6 protein-coding genes are annotated in these 18,141 nt (G+C 58.0%); 2 read left to right on the top strand and 4 right to left on the bottom strand.

The features are described 5' to 3' along the window. Positions 1-131 precede the first annotated feature (131 nt). Positions 132-8,780: a GH36-type glycosyl hydrolase domain-containing protein gene (locus ACA059_RS11795; protein WP_497633918.1), complete on the top strand. Its 8,649-nt coding sequence runs from the start codon at positions 132-134 to the stop codon at positions 8,778-8,780. Positions 8,781-8,856: 76 nt separating this feature from the next. Then, complete coding sequence (locus tag ACA059_RS11790) at positions 8,857-9,582, top strand: Crp/Fnr family transcriptional regulator (RefSeq protein WP_497633917.1); 726 nt, start codon at positions 8,857-8,859, stop codon at positions 9,580-9,582. 227 nt (positions 9,583-9,809) lie between these two features. Here ACA059_RS11790 and ACA059_RS11785 read toward each other — a convergent pair whose 3' ends face one another. The 4 genes from ACA059_RS11785 to ACA059_RS11770 all read right to left on the bottom strand — a co-directional run bounded on the left by ACA059_RS11785 (position 9,810) and on the right by ACA059_RS11770 (position 18,057). Then, positions 9,810-10,052 (bottom strand): hypothetical protein, encoded by a 243-nt coding sequence (locus ACA059_RS11785; protein ID WP_497633916.1) that lies wholly within the window; start codon positions 10,050-10,052, stop codon positions 9,810-9,812. Between the two features lie 708 nt (positions 10,053-10,760). Continuing rightward, on the bottom strand, positions 10,761-11,729 hold the full coding sequence (locus ACA059_RS11780) for a diguanylate cyclase (protein WP_497633915.1): 969 nt from the start codon (positions 11,727-11,729) through the stop codon (positions 10,761-10,763). After that, entirely contained in the window at positions 11,729-16,279 is a 4,551-nt protein-coding gene (locus ACA059_RS11775; RefSeq protein WP_497633914.1) for a PAS domain-containing hybrid sensor histidine kinase/response regulator, read from the bottom strand. The genes ACA059_RS11780 and ACA059_RS11775 overlap by 1 nt, the downstream gene beginning before the upstream one ends. A 68-nt stretch (positions 16,280-16,347) precedes the next feature. Next, on the bottom strand, positions 16,348-18,057 hold the full coding sequence (locus ACA059_RS11770) for a putative bifunctional diguanylate cyclase/phosphodiesterase (RefSeq protein WP_497633913.1): 1,710 nt from the start codon (positions 18,055-18,057) through the stop codon (positions 16,348-16,350). Between the last annotated feature and the right edge of the window lie 84 nt (positions 18,058-18,141).

Here is an 18,141-nt window from a genome sequence, read left to right as displayed (position 1 = left end):
AACAGCCCTCCAAGTCACCACACTCAAGCTGAAAAGCTACGTCCTCCCAGCGCTGCTCGGTACTGGAGCTATGCGTTGGTGCACCAATAAAAAGTACGCAATTGTATGATGCGTTTCAGGCTCAGGACCTTATGAACAGCATATGGACACGCCTACAGAAGGTATTTTCTCGCTCGTCCGGCTTTTGGCGAACCCGTCTGTTTCCTCCACCCCGATTCAAATACGAGCCCATATTGCGCTCGGAGCTTTTCAGCGCCGATCAGATGGCCAGTCACGGCATCGCCCTGGCCGGGCAGCATCGCCTGACCACGCTGTCCGCACGGGACTCGATGCTGCACAGGCTCGATGACAACGAGGAGTTGCTCAAACGCAGCTGCGCGGCGCTGACCAACGCGCAAGGGTCCAGCCGACGAGTGACGCCGGCAGCGGAATGGCTGCTGGACAATTACTACCTGATCGAGGAAAACATTCGCACCGCCCGAACGCACCTGCCCAAAGGCTATAGCCGTGAGTTGCCACGCCTGATCAACGGCCCGTCGGCGGGGTTGCCTCGCGTCTATGACATCGCGCTGGAGACCATCTCCCATGGCGACGGTCGAGTCGATGAGGAAAGCCTGAGCCGCTTCATTTTTTCCTATCAGACCGTGATGCCGCTTGCGCTGGGCGAACTGTGGGCGATACCGATCATGTTGCGTCTGGCGTTGATCGAAAACCTGCGGCGCGTGGCCTCGCGGGTCATGGCCAACGCCGACGAGCGCAATCTGGCCGATGACTGGGCCGAGCACCTGATCGAAACCTCGGAGCGAGACATCAAAAGCGTGGTGCTGACCGTTGCCGACATGGCCCGCTCCGCACCACCGATGACCGCCGCCTTTGTCGCCGAATTCACCCGCCGCCTGCAGGGCCAAAGCGCAGCACTGGCCTTGGCGCTGAACTGGATGGAGCAGATGCTGAGTGAGACAGGCTCCAGCATCGAACGCCAGGTGCAGCTCGATGCGCAACAACAGGCAGCGGATCAGGTGTCGATCGGCAACAGCATCGGCAGTTTGCGCCTCCTGTCCGCCACGGACTGGCGCGAGTTTGTCGAGTCGATGAGTCATGTCGAGCAGATTCTCAATGAAGACCCGGCAGAAATTTACCGGGCGATGGATTTCAGTACCCGCGACAGCTACCGGCATGTCATAGAACGCCTTGCCCGGAGAAGCCCCCAGCACTCGGAAATCCAGGTTGCCCGCGCCGCGATCAATCTCGCCGCCGCCGGAACCGCCTCAGTCCCCTGCGAACTGCTGGCCCGCCATGTCGGGTATTACCTGATCAGCGCAGGGCTGCCGACACTGGAGCGACGACTCAAGGCCAGGGTTCCGCTTCATGAGCGCTGGAAACGGTTGTTGCAGCAGTCGCCGCTGATGTTTTATCTGGCGCCGGTGGCTGTTCTGACGCTCATCTTCGCCTGGCCTTTACTGGCCTCCGCGCAGCGCGACGGGATGCCCGATGCGGCGCTTCTGATGATGGCGATTCCCTGCCTGATCATGACCAGCCGACTCGCGATCAGCCTGATCAACTGGTTGGTGACGTTCAGCCTGTTGCCGACGACGCTGCCGAAAATGGATTTTGCCAACGGTATTCCCGATCGCGCGCGAAGCCTAGTGGTGATCCCGACGCTGATCGCCAGCCTGGCCGATGTGGACGAACTGGTGGAAGGTCTTGAAGTGCGCTTTCTCGCCAACCGCGACAGCAACCTGTATTTCGCGTTGCTCAGCGATTTTCTGGATGCGCCTGAAGAGGTTCAGCCGCAAGACGCCGAGCTGCTCACACAGGCCTCCCGTGCAATCACCCTGCTCAACCGAAAATACGCGGACGGACTCAGCGACCGATTCTTTCTGCTGCATCGGCCGCGTCGCTGGAACGCGAGCGAACGCGTGTGGATGGGCCACGAGCGCAAACGCGGCAAGCTGATTGAACTCAACGCCCTGTTGCGTGGCCATGGAGAGGAACGCTTCAACGCCATCGTCGGCGACATCACGCCATTGCGCGGGGTGCGTTACGTGATCACGCTGGACACCGACACTCTGCTGCCGCGCGATGTCGCTCGCCAATGCGTGGCGGCCATGATGCACCCGTTGAATCGTCCGTTGTTCGACAGTGACGGCGAGCAGATCATTTCCGGCTACGCGGTGTTGCAACCGCGAGTGGGCATCAGCCTGACCAGCGCCACGCGATCGATCTACGCCCGGCTGTTTGGCAGTGATGCCGGCGTCGATCCCTACACCCGGACGGTATCGGACGTTTACCAGGACCTGTTCCAGCAAGGTTCCTTCATCGGCAAGGGCATCTACGACGTGGACGCGTTCACCTGCGCCCTGGAAGGTTGCTTGCCGGATAACCAGATTCTCAGTCACGACCTGATCGAAGGGTGTTATGCACGATCCGGCCTGCTCAGCGACGTGCAAGTCTACGAGCAATACCCCTCGCGCTACGGTGCCGATGTCAAACGACGGCATCGCTGGGTTCGCGGCGACTGGCAACTGCTGCCGTGGACATTGCCCTGGGCGCGCAACGCCGACGGCACCTGGGTGCGCAACAGGCTGAGCGTCATGGCACGCTGGAAGATTCTGGACAATCTGCGACGCAGCCTGGAACCGCTGGCGCTGTTGCTGATGTTCGCATGGGGCTGGTTTGCCAGCAGTCAGCCAATGAACTGGACCCTGACAGTCATCGGGCTGATGGTGATTCAACCGTTGCTGCGAGCGGTGACCGATCTGATGCAGCCCCCCGCTAATGTGCCCTATGGGCAATACCTCAGGGCGCTGCAGGGTGATCTGGCACAAGACCTCGCCCGAGCTGGTCTGACCCTCGCCTGGCTGCCCTTCGAGATGTTCTACAGCGCTGACGCCATCCTGCGCTCGCTCTGGCGAATCGGCTTCAGCAGACGCCGACTGTTGCAATGGCAGCCCTCGCGCGAGGTGGAGCGCACCACCGAAAACCGGCTGACCGGCCTCTATAGCCAGATGTGGATCGAGCCGGTATTGGCCCTGATCTCACTGGTCCTGCTGGTGAAGGATCCGCAGACGCTGGCCATCGCCAGTCCGCTGCTGTTGTCATGGTTAGTGGGCCCCTGGATCGCTTGGTGGCTCAGTTCGGCACCCAAGCAGTCGGTGTTCGCACCGTCGACGGATGATTTGCGCTTCCTGCGGTTGCTGGCGCGCAAGACCTGGGCGTTCTTCGATCAGTACGTCGGGCCCGAGGATCACTGGCTGCCACCGGACAACGTGCAGGAAGGCCCCAGGCCTGCCATTGCCCATCGTACCTCGCCGACCAATATGGGCATGTCGCTGCTCGCCCACCTGGCCGCTCACGATTTTGCTTACTTGAGCACTGAACGGATGCTGTCCCGGCTTGCGGCGTCGCTGGACAGCATGGGCGGTCTGGAGCGTTATCGGCAGCATTTCTATAACTGGTACGACACGCAGACCCTCGAGCCGCTGCGTCCGCACTACGTGTCCACCGTCGACAGCGGCAACCTGGCGGGCCTGCTGTTGACCTTGAGCACCGGCATTGCGCAGCTGGCAGACGCCCCGATGTTCGGCCCTGCCGTGATCAAGGGCCTGCGCGATACCCTGGACATCCTTGCAGATTCCCAACGCGCCTCGGGGGCGGATGAATACGCCCTGCCACTGAGAAAAGGCCTTGAACCGGTCTCGCCAATTGCGACCCCTGAGGCGCTGGCAGACCTGCTGCACACGGCTCGCATCATGATCACCAGCCAGCCAGCGGACACCGACGAGGAAAGCTTCTACTGGCGGGAAGCGTTTATCCGTCAATGCATCGACTGGACAGAAGAACTGCAGCGTTATCGCCTCCCTGCCCCCTCGGTCACGATTGAATCGCCTCGTACCTTGCGTCAACTGGCCGGCCTGAACCCCGCCGACTGGGCCGCCGAGCATCACTCTGAAGTCGAGCGAGTCCGCAGTGACGCCGCGCAGCGTCTGGAAACCCTGAAGCGTCTGGCGTTATTGGCGACGTCGCTGGCGCAGATGGATTTCTCGTTGCTTTACGACCACCAGCGTGACCTGTTTGTCATCGGTTACAACGCCGAGGAGCGCAGGCTCGACACCGGTTACTACGACCTGCTGGCGTCCGAGGTGCGGCTGACCAATTACGTGGCCATCGCTCAAGGACAAATCCCCCAACGCGCCTGGTTCACCCTGGGAAGGCTGCTGAGTGAAAACGCGGGCGTACCGACGTTGCTGTCCTGGTCGGGCTCGATGTTCGAATACCTGATGCCGATGCTGGTGATGCCCAACTTCGAGGGCAGCCTGCTGGACCAGACTTGCCGCGCCGCCGTGACGGTGCAGATCGAACAGGGCAACAGGCTGGGCATTCCGTGGGGCGTTTCAGAGTCGGGTTACTCCACCGTCGACGCGCACTTCAATTATCAATACCGCGCCTTCGGCGTTCAGGCTCTGGGGCTCCAACGCGGGCTGAGCAATGACATTGTGATAGCGCCCTACGCCAGCGCCCTGGCGTTGATGGTCGATGCCGATGCGGCCTGCAAGAACTTGCAACGCCTCGCCCTGCAAGGCTCCGCCGGACGTTTCGGTCTGTATGAAGCCGTGGATTACACCGAGGCTCGCTTACCCCGCGGTCAACACTTCGTCGTGGTCAGGTCGTTCATGGCTCACCACCAGGGCATGAGCTTGCTGGCCTTGACCAGCCGACTGCTCGATCAACCCATGCAACAGCGGTTCGAGGCCGACCCGGCGCTGCGATCAGCCCTGCTGCTGCTACAGGAGCGGGTGCCGAAATCCGCCGCGCCGTACCTGCAAACCGCACAGTCGCCGGTACTCGGCGATGTTGGCCAAGGCCAGGATACGGGACTTCGGGTGTTCTCCGATCCAGGACGCAAGCGTCCGGCCGTGCAGTTGCTTTCCAACGGTCGCTACCACGTCATGCTAACCAGCGGCGGCGGTGGTTACAGCCGCCGTAATGAAATGGCGATCACCCGTTGGCAGGAGGACACCTCACAGGACAATTGGGGGATGTTCTGCTACCTGCGCGATGTCCAGAGCAACACGGTCTGGTCGGCTGCGCATCAACCGACGATGCATCAACCCGAGAGTCACGAGGCGATCTTCTGCGATTCCCGTGCAGAGTTCCGTGCGCGCAACCTGGATTTCGACACCCACCTGGAGATCGTTGTCTCGCCTGAAGACGACATCGAACTGCGCCGCCTGCATGTCACCAACCGAGCGTCTTCGGCCAAGACACTGGAGATCACCACCTACGCCGAAGTCGTGCTGACAACCCCGGTCAACGACGCGATGCACCCAGCATTCAGCAAGCTGTTCGTGCAGACCGAATTACTGCCAGCGCTTCAGGCCATTATCTGTAGCCGCCGCCCCCGGGCCAGCGATGAGCCGACGCCGTGGATGTGCCATTTGCTGGCGGCACACGGGGTGGACATCGATGCGATCTCGTACGAAACCGATCGCGCCCGGTTCATCGGCCGAGGACGCAGCCTTGTGTCACCTGCCGCCCTTGATGCCGATTGCCAGCGCTTGTCAGGCAGTGCAGGCCCGGTGCTCGATCCGGTGATCGCGATTCGCTGCAGGATTACCCTGCAACCCGGCCAACAGGCCACCATCGACCTGGTCACCGGTGTCGCCGACAGCCATGATGACTGCCTTTACCTCATCAACAAATACCGCGACCGCCACCTCGCCGACCGCGTGTTCGACCTGTCCTGGACCCATAGCCAGGTGCTTTTGCGTCAACTCAACGCCTCGTTGTCCGATGCCCGTCTGTTCGAGCAGATGGCCTCGTCGTTGCTTTACGCGAACGCCTCGATGCGCGCCAACCATGCGGTGCTGATTGCCAATCGCCGCAATCAGCCGGGGCTTTGGGGGCAGGCCATCTCCGGCGACCTGCCCATCGTTTTGCTGCAAATCCAGAGCCTGGACAACATTGCCCTGGTGCAGCAATTGATTCAGGCCCACGCCTACTGGCGACAAAAAGGGTTGGTGGTCGATTTGCTGATCTGGAACGAAGATCAGGCGGGTTATCGCCAGCAACTGCAGGACGCGATCCTGGGCCTTATCACCTCAGGCAGTGAAGCCACTCTGCTGGATCGCCCGGGCGGGATTTTTGTGCGCCCCGCGCAGCAGATGTCGAATGAGGATCGTGTGCTGTTCCTCTCGGTTGCCAGGCTGGTGCTGAGCGAAGATCTGGGTAGCCTGGCCGAACAGATTCACCGCCGCAAAGTATCACCGGTGCACGCGCCGTTTGTGGCGACACGGCATTTTCAGGCTCGGCCGGCAGCGGTACGACCGAACCGTCCCTTCCTGCTGTTGAGCAACGAATATGGTGGTTTCAGCGCCGATGGCGGTGAGTACATCATCACCGGGCTCGCGCCCGATCCGACACCCGCGCCCTGGGTCAACGTGATCGCCAATGCACATCTCGGCACGGTGGTCTCGGAAGCCGGCAGTGCCTATACCTGGGCCGAAAACGCCCATGAATTTCGCCTGACGCCCTGGCATAACGATCCGGTCACCGATCGCAGCGGCGAAGCCATTTACCTGCGTGATGAAGAGACCGGACACTTCTGGTCTGCAGCGCCTCAACCCTGCCCCGGACAAGGCCCGTACCAGACCCGTCACGGTTTCGGTTACAGCGTGTTCGAACATGAAGAAGACGGCATTTACAGCGAGCTGTGGATCTACGTGGCACTGGATGCGCCGATCAAATTCTCGCGGCTAGTGTTGAGCAACCGCTCGGGACGCCGCCGGTCATTGTCGGTCACAGGGTATGTGGAATGGGTGCTGGGCGATCTGCGCAGCAAATCGGCGATGCATGTGGTCACCCAATCGGATCCCGCCAGCGGGGCCTTCTTCGCCCGCAACGCCTACTCGGTGGAGTTTTCCGAGCGGGTGGCGTTCTTTGACACCGACACGATCGATCACGGTGTCAGCGGTGACCGTACTGAATTCATCGGCCGCAGTGGCACCCTCGCCTCACCGGCAGCGATGCAGCACGCCGGTCTGTCCGGGCGCATGGGCGGCGGTCTGGACCCTTGTGCCGCCCTGCAAGTGTCGATCGAACTCGGCGAGGGCGATACCCGGGAAGTCATCCTGCGTCTGGGGGCGGCGTCTTCCAGTAACGCCGCCACCCAGCTGGTGCAGCGTTATCGAGGCAGCCTGGTGGCCGCCGAGGAATTGCATAAAGTACGGGAACACTGGCGCTCATTGCTCGGGGCGATTCGTATTGAAACGGGCGCGCCTGCGGTCGACGTCATGGTCAACGGCTGGTTGATGTATCAGGTCATCGCGTGCCGTTTCCAGGCCCGAAGCGGCTACTACCAGTCAGGTGGCGCCATCGGTTTTCGCGATCAGTTGCAGGACAGCATGGCGATGATCCATGCCGATCCGGCAGCCGTGCGCGCGCATCTGTTGCTGTGCGCCGGCCATCAGTATGCGGAAGGCGACGTGCAACACTGGTGGCACCCGCCGATGAATCGAGGGGTCCGCACCGCCTGCTCCGATGACTTTTTGTGGCTGGTGGCCGCCACCAACCGCTATGTCGAAATGACCGCAGACGTGGGTGTGCTGGAAGAGGTCGCCGGATACCTGGAAGGACGCCAACTGGTGGCCGGCGAAGAGTCCTACTATGACCTCCCCGGTGAATCGCCCCTGCGAGAGTCCCTCTATCAACACTGCGTGCGTGCCATCGAACAGAGCCTGCGCCGCGGTCATCACGGGTTGCCGCTGATGGGCTCCGGGGACTGGAACGACGGTATGAATCGCGTCGGCCACCTGGGTGCAGGTGAAAGTGTCTGGCTGGGCTTCTTCAGCTATCAGGTGCTGGAGCAATTTGCGGTGACCGCTCGCCAGCACGGTGATCACGCATTTGCCAAACGCTGCAGCGACAGCGCGGTGACACTGCAACGCAACCTCGATAAAACGGCCTGGGACGGCGCCTGGTATCGCCGCGCCTGGTTCGACGACGGACAAATGCTCGGCTCGGCGAGCAATGAAGAATGTCGTATCGATTCCATTGCTCAAAGCTGGTCAGTGCTGTCGGGGGCCGGCTCTGCCGTCCGCCAGATCAAGGCCATGCAGTCATTGGATGAGCATCTGATCAAACGTGACATCCGCGCCGTGTTGCTGCTCGACCCCCCGTTTGACAAGGGTGCCCTGGACCCCGGCTACATCAAGGGCTACGTGCCAGGCGTGCGCGAGAACGGAGGTCAGTACACCCATGCTGCCGTTTGGGCGGGCATGGCGTTTGCGCAGTTGGGTGAAGCCGGCAAAGCCTGGGAACTGCTGAATCTGATCAACCCCGCCGCGCCTGCCAACAACGCTCAAATCGAGACCTATAAGGTCGAGCCCTATGTCATGGCCGCGGATGTCTACGGCACCGCGCCCCATGCCGGTCGAGGTGGCTGGACCTGGTACACCGGCTCTGCGGGCTGGATGTACCGGCTGATTGTCGAGTCGTTACTGGGCGTACAACGCAGCGGCCGCACGCTCAGGATCGAACCGCTGATACCCGTCGACTGGCCGGGCTTCATCTTGCACTACCGCTTCGGCAAAACCCTCTACCACTTTGATGTGCGTCAGAGCAGTTCGACCTTCACCTCCATGACCCTCGACGGCCAGCCATTGAGTGATGCTGCGCTGCCACTGGATGACGGCGGACTGGAGCATTGGGTCCGGGTAGATTGCCGCGCGCGGTCACCCAGGCCCCAAGCGCTGGAATTCGAGCATGCCGCCGATGAATAGACATTGATCACCAGCCATGGCATGCATGGGAGTACCCTGAGCGGGCACGCCCCTGTTCCGCCACGGATGCTCTGTCATGCATGCCTCCCCCGATCCAAGCCACAATCATTTACTGGCGGCGCTACCGGCCGTCGACCTTCAACGTCTTGTTCCGCACCTGGAGCAGGTCAGTCTGGCGCTGGGCGATGTGCTGTATGAACCGGGGGACACACTGCGGCACGTTTACTTCCCGACCGACGCCATCGTTTCTCTGCTGCATGTCACGGAAAACGGCTCGTCAGCAGAAATCGCCGTGGTCGGAAACGAGGGTTTGATCGGCATAGCGCTGTTCATGGGCGGCGAAAGCACCTCCAGTCGGGCAGTGGTGCAAAGTGCCGGTGGTGCATTTCGCCTGCCGGGGCAAAAGCTCAAGAATGAGTTCAACCGTCATGGCGATCTGCTTCTGTTGATGCTGCGTTACACCCAGGCGCTGATCACGCAGATGTCACAGACCGCCCTGTGCAATCGCCACCATTCGATCGATCAGCAATTGTGTCGATGGCTGCTACTGTCGCTGGATCGCCTGCATGGCAATCACCTGAACATGACCCAGGAGCTGATCGCCAACATGCTGGGCGTGCGCCGCGAAGGCGTCACGGAAGCGGCCGGCAAACTGCAGCGTCAAGGCGTCATCGAGTACAGCCGAGGCCAGATCACGGTTCTGGATAGAGCGCGCCTCGAACGGCTCAGCTGCGAGTGCTACCTGGTGGTCAAGACCGAAACCGATCGACTGTTGCATTACACCCGGCGTCACGACGAGTGATGCGTTCGAATGGATTGCCGACGGCAATACCGGCTGTCCCTTAAACCTGTCAGCGAGCGGATAGTGCTCCAGCTCACCTCGCATAAGACTAGGGTGAATGAGCAGTCCCATTAATGAGCTGGAGTTCATCGCATGTCTTATGACGCAAGCATCAACAAACGTTTCAAGGATGAAACCGATGGGCTGACCAGCGAATACTGGGTGGAATCCTTGGCCGACGGTACGCCCTACTGATTCGTGAACTGGCAGAAACGGATCGAGACCGGGATCTGGCCTTTTTCAACGAGCTCGGCAAAGGCAAACCCCATTTTCATTTTCTGGCCTCGTTCAGCAATCTGGTCGAACCCCATGAACAGCTCATGGACATCAACCTGCACAATCGCATGGCCTACCTTGCACTGGCATACGAAGGCAGTCAGCTCATTGAAGTCGGTACTGCGCGTTACGGGGCGTACGAAGGCGATGCTCATTGCGAGTTCGCCGTTGCTGTTCGCGACCGCTGGCAACGAAGGGGGTCGCCACTGCGCTTTTACAACATTTGATGGATACCGCCACTCGTCAAGGCTTCAGCAAAATCTCGTCAATGGATTCGTCAGGTAACGAGGCGATGCACGGCCTGGCCGTTGGTATGGGATTTACCAGCAGACCTGATGAAGAGCATGGTTCGCAGATTTTTCATGAGTATGTGTTAGCGCCCTAGTTTTAAAAGGCCGCTGGGTGACCTGTTCGCGTTGATGCCTGGGCAGTAGTTGAGCATGCAAATAAGTGTTCTACGTTAACAGCAAACGCCGGGTTATGCTGGTTCGATTGCTGCCCGTCACGACAGGCAGAAATCGGCCAGAAGCGGTCGGTCGTGACGGAGAAAAACGACCAGACAGGGTTGCTGCTCTTCACCAACAGACAAGGGAATCAGGGAACCGGCAAAAGTAGTTCCCACAGAAAATCCTCAGTACTCTGCACGACACTCTGGCGATAGAAAGGTGGCCTATTCCTTCGATTCTCACATCTGGTTATTTCATGGATGAGCAGGTGATCCCGCCGTCGGCGGCTTATCTGCATAAGCCTTGCACACTGGAGCAGTTAGAGAAGACGATCGCTGATGTTCTCGGGCACCAACGTTCGATGAAGCAAATCTGAGAGCAACTTCCACATTCGATTCCGAAATGGTTTTCAAGGTGTCACAGCCGACCAGATTTGATCGGACATTCATCGCTAAAGGATGAACATACCCTGGCTCTGCCAGTTTTCTTCGCCTCGTAAAGTTGCTTGTCCGCAGCGACTATCAACGCTTGGAATTCAAGGTCGGCAGTGGGCATCAATGTTGCGACACCTAGAGAAATAGTCACCACACGATCTACATCAGAAGCAGAATGCTCGATACCCAGCGCCCGGATATTCCGTTGCATTTTTTCTGCAAGTTCGACTGCTCCGCAAAGACCTGTATTGGGCAGAATGCAGGCAAACTCTTCGCCACCATACCGAGCGACCAGGTCATAGGGGCGTCTAACCGTTTCAGATAACGCCTGGGCAACGGATTTCAGACATCCATCGCCAGCCAGATGCCCATATCGGTCGTTGTAGCGCTTGAAATAGTCGACATCCACTAAAATGAGCGACAGCGGCTTTTGCTCTCGAAAGCACTGGCGCCAATCCGCCAATATGTCCTCATCGAACTTGCGTCGATTGGCCACTCCAGTAAGGCCATCCATCAACGCCATAGAGCGCAGCAGATCGTTCTGTAGCTTCAGGGTCAGATGTGTTCGCACACGTGCTCTGACAATGGTGGGATTGATCGGTTTGCTGATGAAGTCCACCGCGCCTAGCTCCAGACCTAGCACCTCATCTGATTCCTGCTGCTGTGCGGTAATGAAGATGATAGGGATGCCTTGAGACGCGGGGTCCGCCTTGAGCCGACGGCATACTTCATGCCCGTCCATGCCCTCCATGACCACGTCCAGCAGAATCAGATCAGGTAGCTGAGTGCGACATAAGGTGATCGCTTGTTCACCGCTGGTGGCCATGAACACATCACAGTCCTCACGAAATAGCTCATGGAGTACTCGGATATTAGTCGGTTGGTCGTCGACAATGAGGATTTTTGGACGGTTATGGGGATGCGACAACCAGGTTTCCATTGCTTGTTCCATCAGGCAGATCTCAAAAGGTCACGACCCATCGGCATCGCAGCGGAAAAGTCGAGCGACTGCACCAGGACAACCAGTTCGTCGAATTGTGGACGCAGGGATGGCGGCGTTTTTGACGCCAATGCGTCTGCCAGTTCTATGGCTTGAAGGTTACCCGCCTCCAGCATTAGCAGAATCTCTTTAAGGGATTCTTTCCATTGCGTCGGCTCCATTGCTTCCTCGCCTGCACTGATCTTTGCTCGTGGGCTCTGACCAAAGTCGACATTCATCTGCTCAAGGCTTTGTTGCAGTAACCTGCTCAATTCGTCAAACCATGTTGCGTCAGCAAAGATACTCGCTACAGACTCTGCATCTGCGGATTTCAGCTTTTGCTCCAGGTCGCCGGCCAGCAGCGACATCGCCTTGGCACCCATGGTCCCGCTGCTGCCTTTAATTGTATGAAGCACGAAAGCTGCCCCCGATGCGTCTTGCCGCTGGATCTGATCGTGCAACCGGACAAGCTGTTTTTCTAGCTCGGGACCAAAGTTACGCAGCACGTTGCGGATCAAATCGAGATCACCACCAAAGCGGCTAATGATCGATTCACGAGGCTCGATGACACCTTCTCCTGCATTGGCTTGGCCCAGAGCTGGAGATACCTGGCGATCCTCACGGCCCGCTTGAAAAAGCAATGTTGCGACGAGTTGTTCCAGATCTATGGGCTTGCCGACATGCTCATTCATCCCCGCAGCAAGACAGGCCTCACGGTCGGTATTGGAGGCATTTGCGGTCATCGCCACTATTGGCAGCGCTGCAAAACGTGGATCCGATCGTATGCGACGGGTCGCCTCCAAGCCATCAATATCCGGCATCTGGATATCCATCAACACCGCGTCGAAGGGCGCCATCTCAGCCATCACCCTGCTCACACCTTCCAGACCGCCTTCAGCCAACGTCACTTGAGCACCTTCTCCTGTCAGTAACTCATCGGCAACCTGCCGATTAAGCATGTTGTCTTCCACCACCAATAGCCGCAGCCCGGCCAGGCGCTGCGGCCTGTAAACAGTTGACTTGGACGGGAGTGACTGCGCAAGGCCCTTGCCATTGAGTGCTCGCTGAACAGCGTCGGCTAACTGCTTGGGAGTGACAGGCTTGGTGAGAAACCCCACGAAGGGAGCGTCTCCCATCTCGTTTGCGTCGGCCAGCACTTCACGGCCGTAAGCGGTAATCATAATAACCATTGGAGGCGGTACGCCGTTGCCCTGCTGACGGATCAATTGCGCAGCGCTCAGTCCATCCATATCGGACATCCGCCAGTCCATCAGTACCACGTCGTAGGCTTCGCCTCTCGCCTGCGCGTTCTTCACCCATTCCACTGCTTGCGTGCCACCACTCACGTGGTCGGCCTTCCACCCCAATGCATGTACCGTTCGCAACAGCAATTCACCCGCCATGGCGTTGTCGTCGACGACCAGTATCCGTATGGACACATCGACTCCAGAGCTGTCAGATCTCAGCAGCGAATTCGGCGCTACATCCAGCGTGATATCGAACCAAAAGCGACTTCCCACACCCTGCTGGCTCTCCACCTGAAGTTCACCGCCCATCAAGCTGACCAACCGCTTACAGATCACCAAGCCCAGACCGGTACCGCCAAAGCGGCGGGTGGTTGAAGCCTCGGCCTGAGTGAATCCTTCAAAAATGCGTTGAAGTTGCTCCGGGCTGATACCGATACCGGTGTCAGAAACGGCGATGCGCAAGCTCACAGTGTTTTCCGTGCGCATCAGTTGCTCGACGCTGACCACGATCTGGCCTTCCATGGTGAACTTGAGGGCATTACCCGCCAGGTTGATCAGCACCTGTTGCAGCCGCAGGCTATCGCCGATCAGGTCGTTGGGTAGATTGGAGTCCAGGTCGAACATGACCTCGACCTCTTTCTGGCCCTGATTACCTGCCAGCACAACGGCGAGATCACGCATGAGCGGTTCGAGTTCGAACGGGTGCACATCCAGCTGTAGCTTGCCGGCCTCAATTTTGGAGTAATCAAGGATGTCATTGAGCAAACCCAGCAGTGATTTCGCAGCGGTCTGCGCTTTGGTCACATAGTCGAGTTGACGACCATTCAGGTCAGTGTTCTGCACCAACTGCAACATGCCCAGCACGGCGTTCATCGGCGTGCGTATTTCGTGGCTCATGTTGGCCAGGAACGACGATTTTGCCGCACTCGCGGTATCGGCCTGTTCCTTGGCGTACAGTAGATGTGATTCCAGCTCGCGCTGGGCAGTGATGTCCCGATTGATACCCGTCACGCGCAGGGGCGTACCGTTGGGACTGCGTTCGACCTGCGCGCCTGCCTGTATGAAGCGGATCTGGCCGCCTGGGTGAACGACACGGAAAACTGTGTCGTACACACCATTCCCCTCGACGGCGGCATTCAGCTTTGCAGCCGTAGCCACAGCATCCTCGGGGTGAATACGCGCGTACCAGTGTTTATAACTCAGACCAGTATTGCGCAACGTCAGTGGCTGACCGTAGAACTCGAACATGCGGTCATTCCACTGCAAGTTATTGTCCGTCAACGTCCAGGACCAAATGCCCAGTTCAGCTACCTCAGCAGCCATCACTAACTGGTCGTGCACCGCCATCAGTTCACTACGTTGTTTCTGCGTCGTCTCCAGGCTCGCAGCCAGCTCCTTTTCTGCCGCTTTCCGTTCGGTGATGTCTACCGCGATGCCTAGGTAACCGCTCAATTTCCCATCGTCATCGCGCATGGAGGTGACCACCAGCGTGACAGGAAACCGCGAGCCGTCCTTACGTATGTAAGTCCACTCACGTGTTTCTGGGCCTTCAAGCTCAGGTTTGTGGGTAAACACATGGAAACCGTCGATCGCCTGAGCGTACTCCTCGCTCAGTTCTACGCCACGAGCAGCGACTTCCTCTGGTACATGGATCAGCGCTGGTGTGTTTTTTCCCAGTAACTCATCGGCGTCATAACCCAACAAATGCTCGGAACCTTTATTGAACACACGGATAACGCCATCGAGATCCGTCGCAATGATCGAAACCTCGGTGGCCGAGCGCAGCACCGTGCCCAACAACAGATTGAGATGCCGCAACTCAGAAGTACGCTGCGCAACCTGCTCCTCCAGGTTGGAATTGAGTTCGAGAATTCGGGCCTCTGCTGCTTTTTTCGCCGAGATATCCCTTAACGTCTTGGAGGCTCCAACGACGCGACCACCCTCGCCATAAATGGGTGAGATGCTGGCGGAGACATCAATCAGCCGACTATCTTTGCAGCGACGTTGGGTCTCAAAGCCGGTGATACGCTCCCCCGCCCTTATGCGCGCAAGGATATGGGCTTCTTCAGCTACAAACTCCTCAGGAACAACCAGACTGGCCAGCGTCTGGCCCACAGCCTCCTCGGCGGTATAGCCAAACAGATGTTCGGCCCCCTTGTTCCAGTTGGTGACTATGCCATCAAGTGTTTTTCCAATAATGCCATCGGCCGAGCTTTCGACAATGGCGGCCAGCCTTGCCTGCTCGGCGAATATCTGCCGTCGGCGTTGACGGCTGACACTCACGACACCCGCCAGAGTAGCCAGAAGAAGAGTGAGCAGACCACCCATCAACAGGACGACCTTTGGTGAAACCTGATGCAGGCGCTGGATGAACAACGGATGCGCGCCGAGTTCGATTTGCCATCGTCTCCCGTATACCTCGCGCTCCGACTGGTGGGTAATCAGCGTTTCACGGCTGGCCGAGTCATCGGTGCTTTCATAAAACAGCTTCTCTTGCCCTGGGACAGTGATATCCCTCAACCGCAGACGCACCGTCTCATTTTCTATGCGCAGGCCTCTGAGTACCTCCTCTGTGCGCAACACGACATAGCTCCAGCCAAAAGCTGCTGTCTCTCGTTCAGCAGCGGTCACCGGAATCACACCGCCGCGAAAGATAGGCATCAACACCAGGAAAGACTGCTGCGGTTTCGCTGTGGCCTGCACCAGAGTGATGGGCCCAGTAATCCGTGCCATACCGCTTTGTATCGAGGATTGGGCAGCCTCTCGCCGTGATGTTTCCGACCCTATATCCAAGCCAATTGCAGGTTGGTTACCCTCAACCGGTTCGACATACTGGACAACGTAGCGCTCGCCTGAATGGGGTGAGATTTGACGAATGGAGAAATCAGCTTTGCCATCGGCCCGAGCGTGCTTGAGAAACTCGCTTTCATCCCGCTCCGGTACACGCCTGATAAAGCCCAAGGCGCTTGCGCCGGGGAACTCGGCAGCGAGGTCGCGCGTTTGGTGATATTGGTCAAAAACTTCGCGGCTGATACCATGCTCGCCGGCTGTCAGCACCGCTCCACGAGCGCCACGCAATCCGTATTGGTAAAGATCGAGGCGAGTTAAAACCAACTCTGCGGCTTCCTCGGTAGCCGCCGCGACCGCCTCTTGAGCCTGCTGTTCGTTGACGCGTTCAAGGATCCAGGCGCCCAGAATGCTTGCCCCTAACCCTGCCGCCAGAGTGATAGCTACTCCCCAGCCCAATGCAAAAAACTTATGCTTTCTCACCCGCATTGTCCCATTGCAGAAAGCCTTTAAGCCTTCAATATTAAAGTTCTAACTCTGTTGAGAGCGCCTGCAACTTAGTTCGTATGCATCACATTAACCTTGAGCCCCGAGGATAAAAATGAGCATATTTGAGCGAAGGGAATAGGACGGCAATAAAGAAAACCTTGCATGATCTGGCAGCCTTTCCCCAGAAGTACATTGGCCTGTTCCTGGGTTTCTACGCCTTCGGCCACCAACTCAAGGCCTAGCGCCTGGCCTAACTTTATGATCGCCTCAATGATCGCCGAATCGCTTTTGTCGGTGAGCATATCTCGCACAAAGCTCTGATCTATTTTCAGAACATCAATTGGAAACCGTTTGAGATAAGCCAGGCTCGAATAACCTGTGCCGAAATCGTCGATAGAAATGCGAACCCCTAACGCCTTGAGCTGAAAAAGGGTTTCGCAGGCGTTATCAATGTCTCTTGCCAGCACCCCTTCGGTAATCTCCAATTCCAGGAATCCTGCTTCTAATCCAGATTCGACCAGAATGCCTTTCACCATGTCCAGGAAGGACTCCTCGCGAAATTGCACGACGGAGATGTTCACGCTAATGGAAATATCATGGCCCAGTTCACGAAGCGCTCTCGCGTCCTGGCAGGCCTGGAGCAGAACGTACTTGCCAATGGGGATGATCAGCCCTGTTTCTTCTGCCAGTGGAATGAAATCGACAGGCGAGACCAAAACACCGTCATGATTGCGCCATCGGATCAGCGCCTCCATACCAATGATCCGATTATGTCGGGCATCGACCTTCGCCTGGTAAAAGACCTCAAAGACTCTATCTTCCAAAGCGTTGCGCATATGGCGCTCAAGCAAGTGCCTGGCACGCATGCTGCTCTCGATATGCGGAGAAAAAAAACAATAGCGATTGCGACCTGAAAGCTTCGCCTGGTACATAGCCGAGTCGGCATGCCGGTAAAGTGATTCCAGATCGTCGCTATCCTCAGGGAACACGCTGATGCCGATGCTTGCGGAAAGGTCGTATCGGTTTGCCTGGATTGTAAAAGGACCGGCGATTGTTGCGAGCAACCTTTCAGCGAAGTCGCCCACGGCGTCGAAACCTATCACCTCTGGCAGAAGGAGGATGAACTCGTCTCCTCCTTGCCTGCTGAGGGTATCCACTGCGCGCAAGGATCGCGATAGTCGCGATGCAACCTCTTGCAACACCAAGTCGCCGACCGAGTGCCCCATCGAATCATTGACCACTTTGAAGTTGTCCAAATCAAGTAGTAGCATCGCCACACAACCATGGCTGCGACGGGCCTTTTGTAAAGCCTGCTCGGTACGATCCTGCAACAGTATTCGGTTGGGTAGTCCAGTCAATGCATCGTGATTGGCGAGCCTCTTGGCCTCATTGCGCAAGGCGATATGAGCCTTGATATGGGCTCTGGCTACTGGAATATTCAGCGGCTTTTGAATGAAGTCCACTCCGCCGCACTCAAGAGCGCGAAGCTCATTGTCTGTATGCGTATGAGAACTTACAAAAATGACCGCTGCATCCAAAAGCTCCGGATCGGATTTCAGCGCCCGGCAGACCTCGAAGCCGCTCATTCCTGGCATTTCTATGTCGAGCAAAACCACATCGGGCCTGCATTGACGCGCAATCTCTAGCGCCTCCTGACCACTTTGGGCGACATAGACGTCGGCTAAATCTCGCACTGCGGTGCTCAGAATTCTTAGGTCAGTGACTTGGTCATCAACTATCAGGAGGACTGGTTTGAGGCTAAACGTCTTGTCGCTCATTCCATTGTTCCTCGCAAATCCCTTGCATTTAATAACAAGCAATCCTAGACCAGCTTTTCTGCGGTGGGATGCCCAGTCTGCGTT

The organism is Pseudomonas sp. LBUM1647, assembly GCF_059716175.1.
Note: the sequence above shows the minus strand (reverse complement) of the source record. Positions and strands in the feature narration are given on the sequence as shown.

Bases quoted from the DNA above. Each gene is read 5' to 3' on its own strand.
- ACA059_RS11795 (WP_497633918.1), top strand. From the start codon at position 132: ATGAACAGCATATGGACACGCCTACAGAAGGTATTTTCTCGCTCGTCC.
- ACA059_RS11775 (WP_497633914.1), bottom strand. From the start codon at position 16,279: ATGCGGGTGAGAAAGCATAAGTTTTTTGCATTGGGCTGGGGAGTAGCT.
- ACA059_RS11790 (WP_497633917.1), top strand. From the start codon at position 8,857: ATGCATGCCTCCCCCGATCCAAGCCACAATCATTTACTGGCGGCGCTA.
- ACA059_RS11770 (WP_497633913.1), bottom strand. From the start codon at position 18,057: ATGAGCGACAAGACGTTTAGCCTCAAACCAGTCCTCCTGATAGTTGAT.
- ACA059_RS11785 (WP_497633916.1), bottom strand. From the start codon at position 10,052: ATGAGCATCGCCTTCGTACGCCCCGTAACGCGCAGTACCGACTTCAAT.
- ACA059_RS11780 (WP_497633915.1), bottom strand. From the start codon at position 11,729: ATGGAACAAGCAATGGAAACCTGGTTGTCGCATCCCCATAACCGTCCA.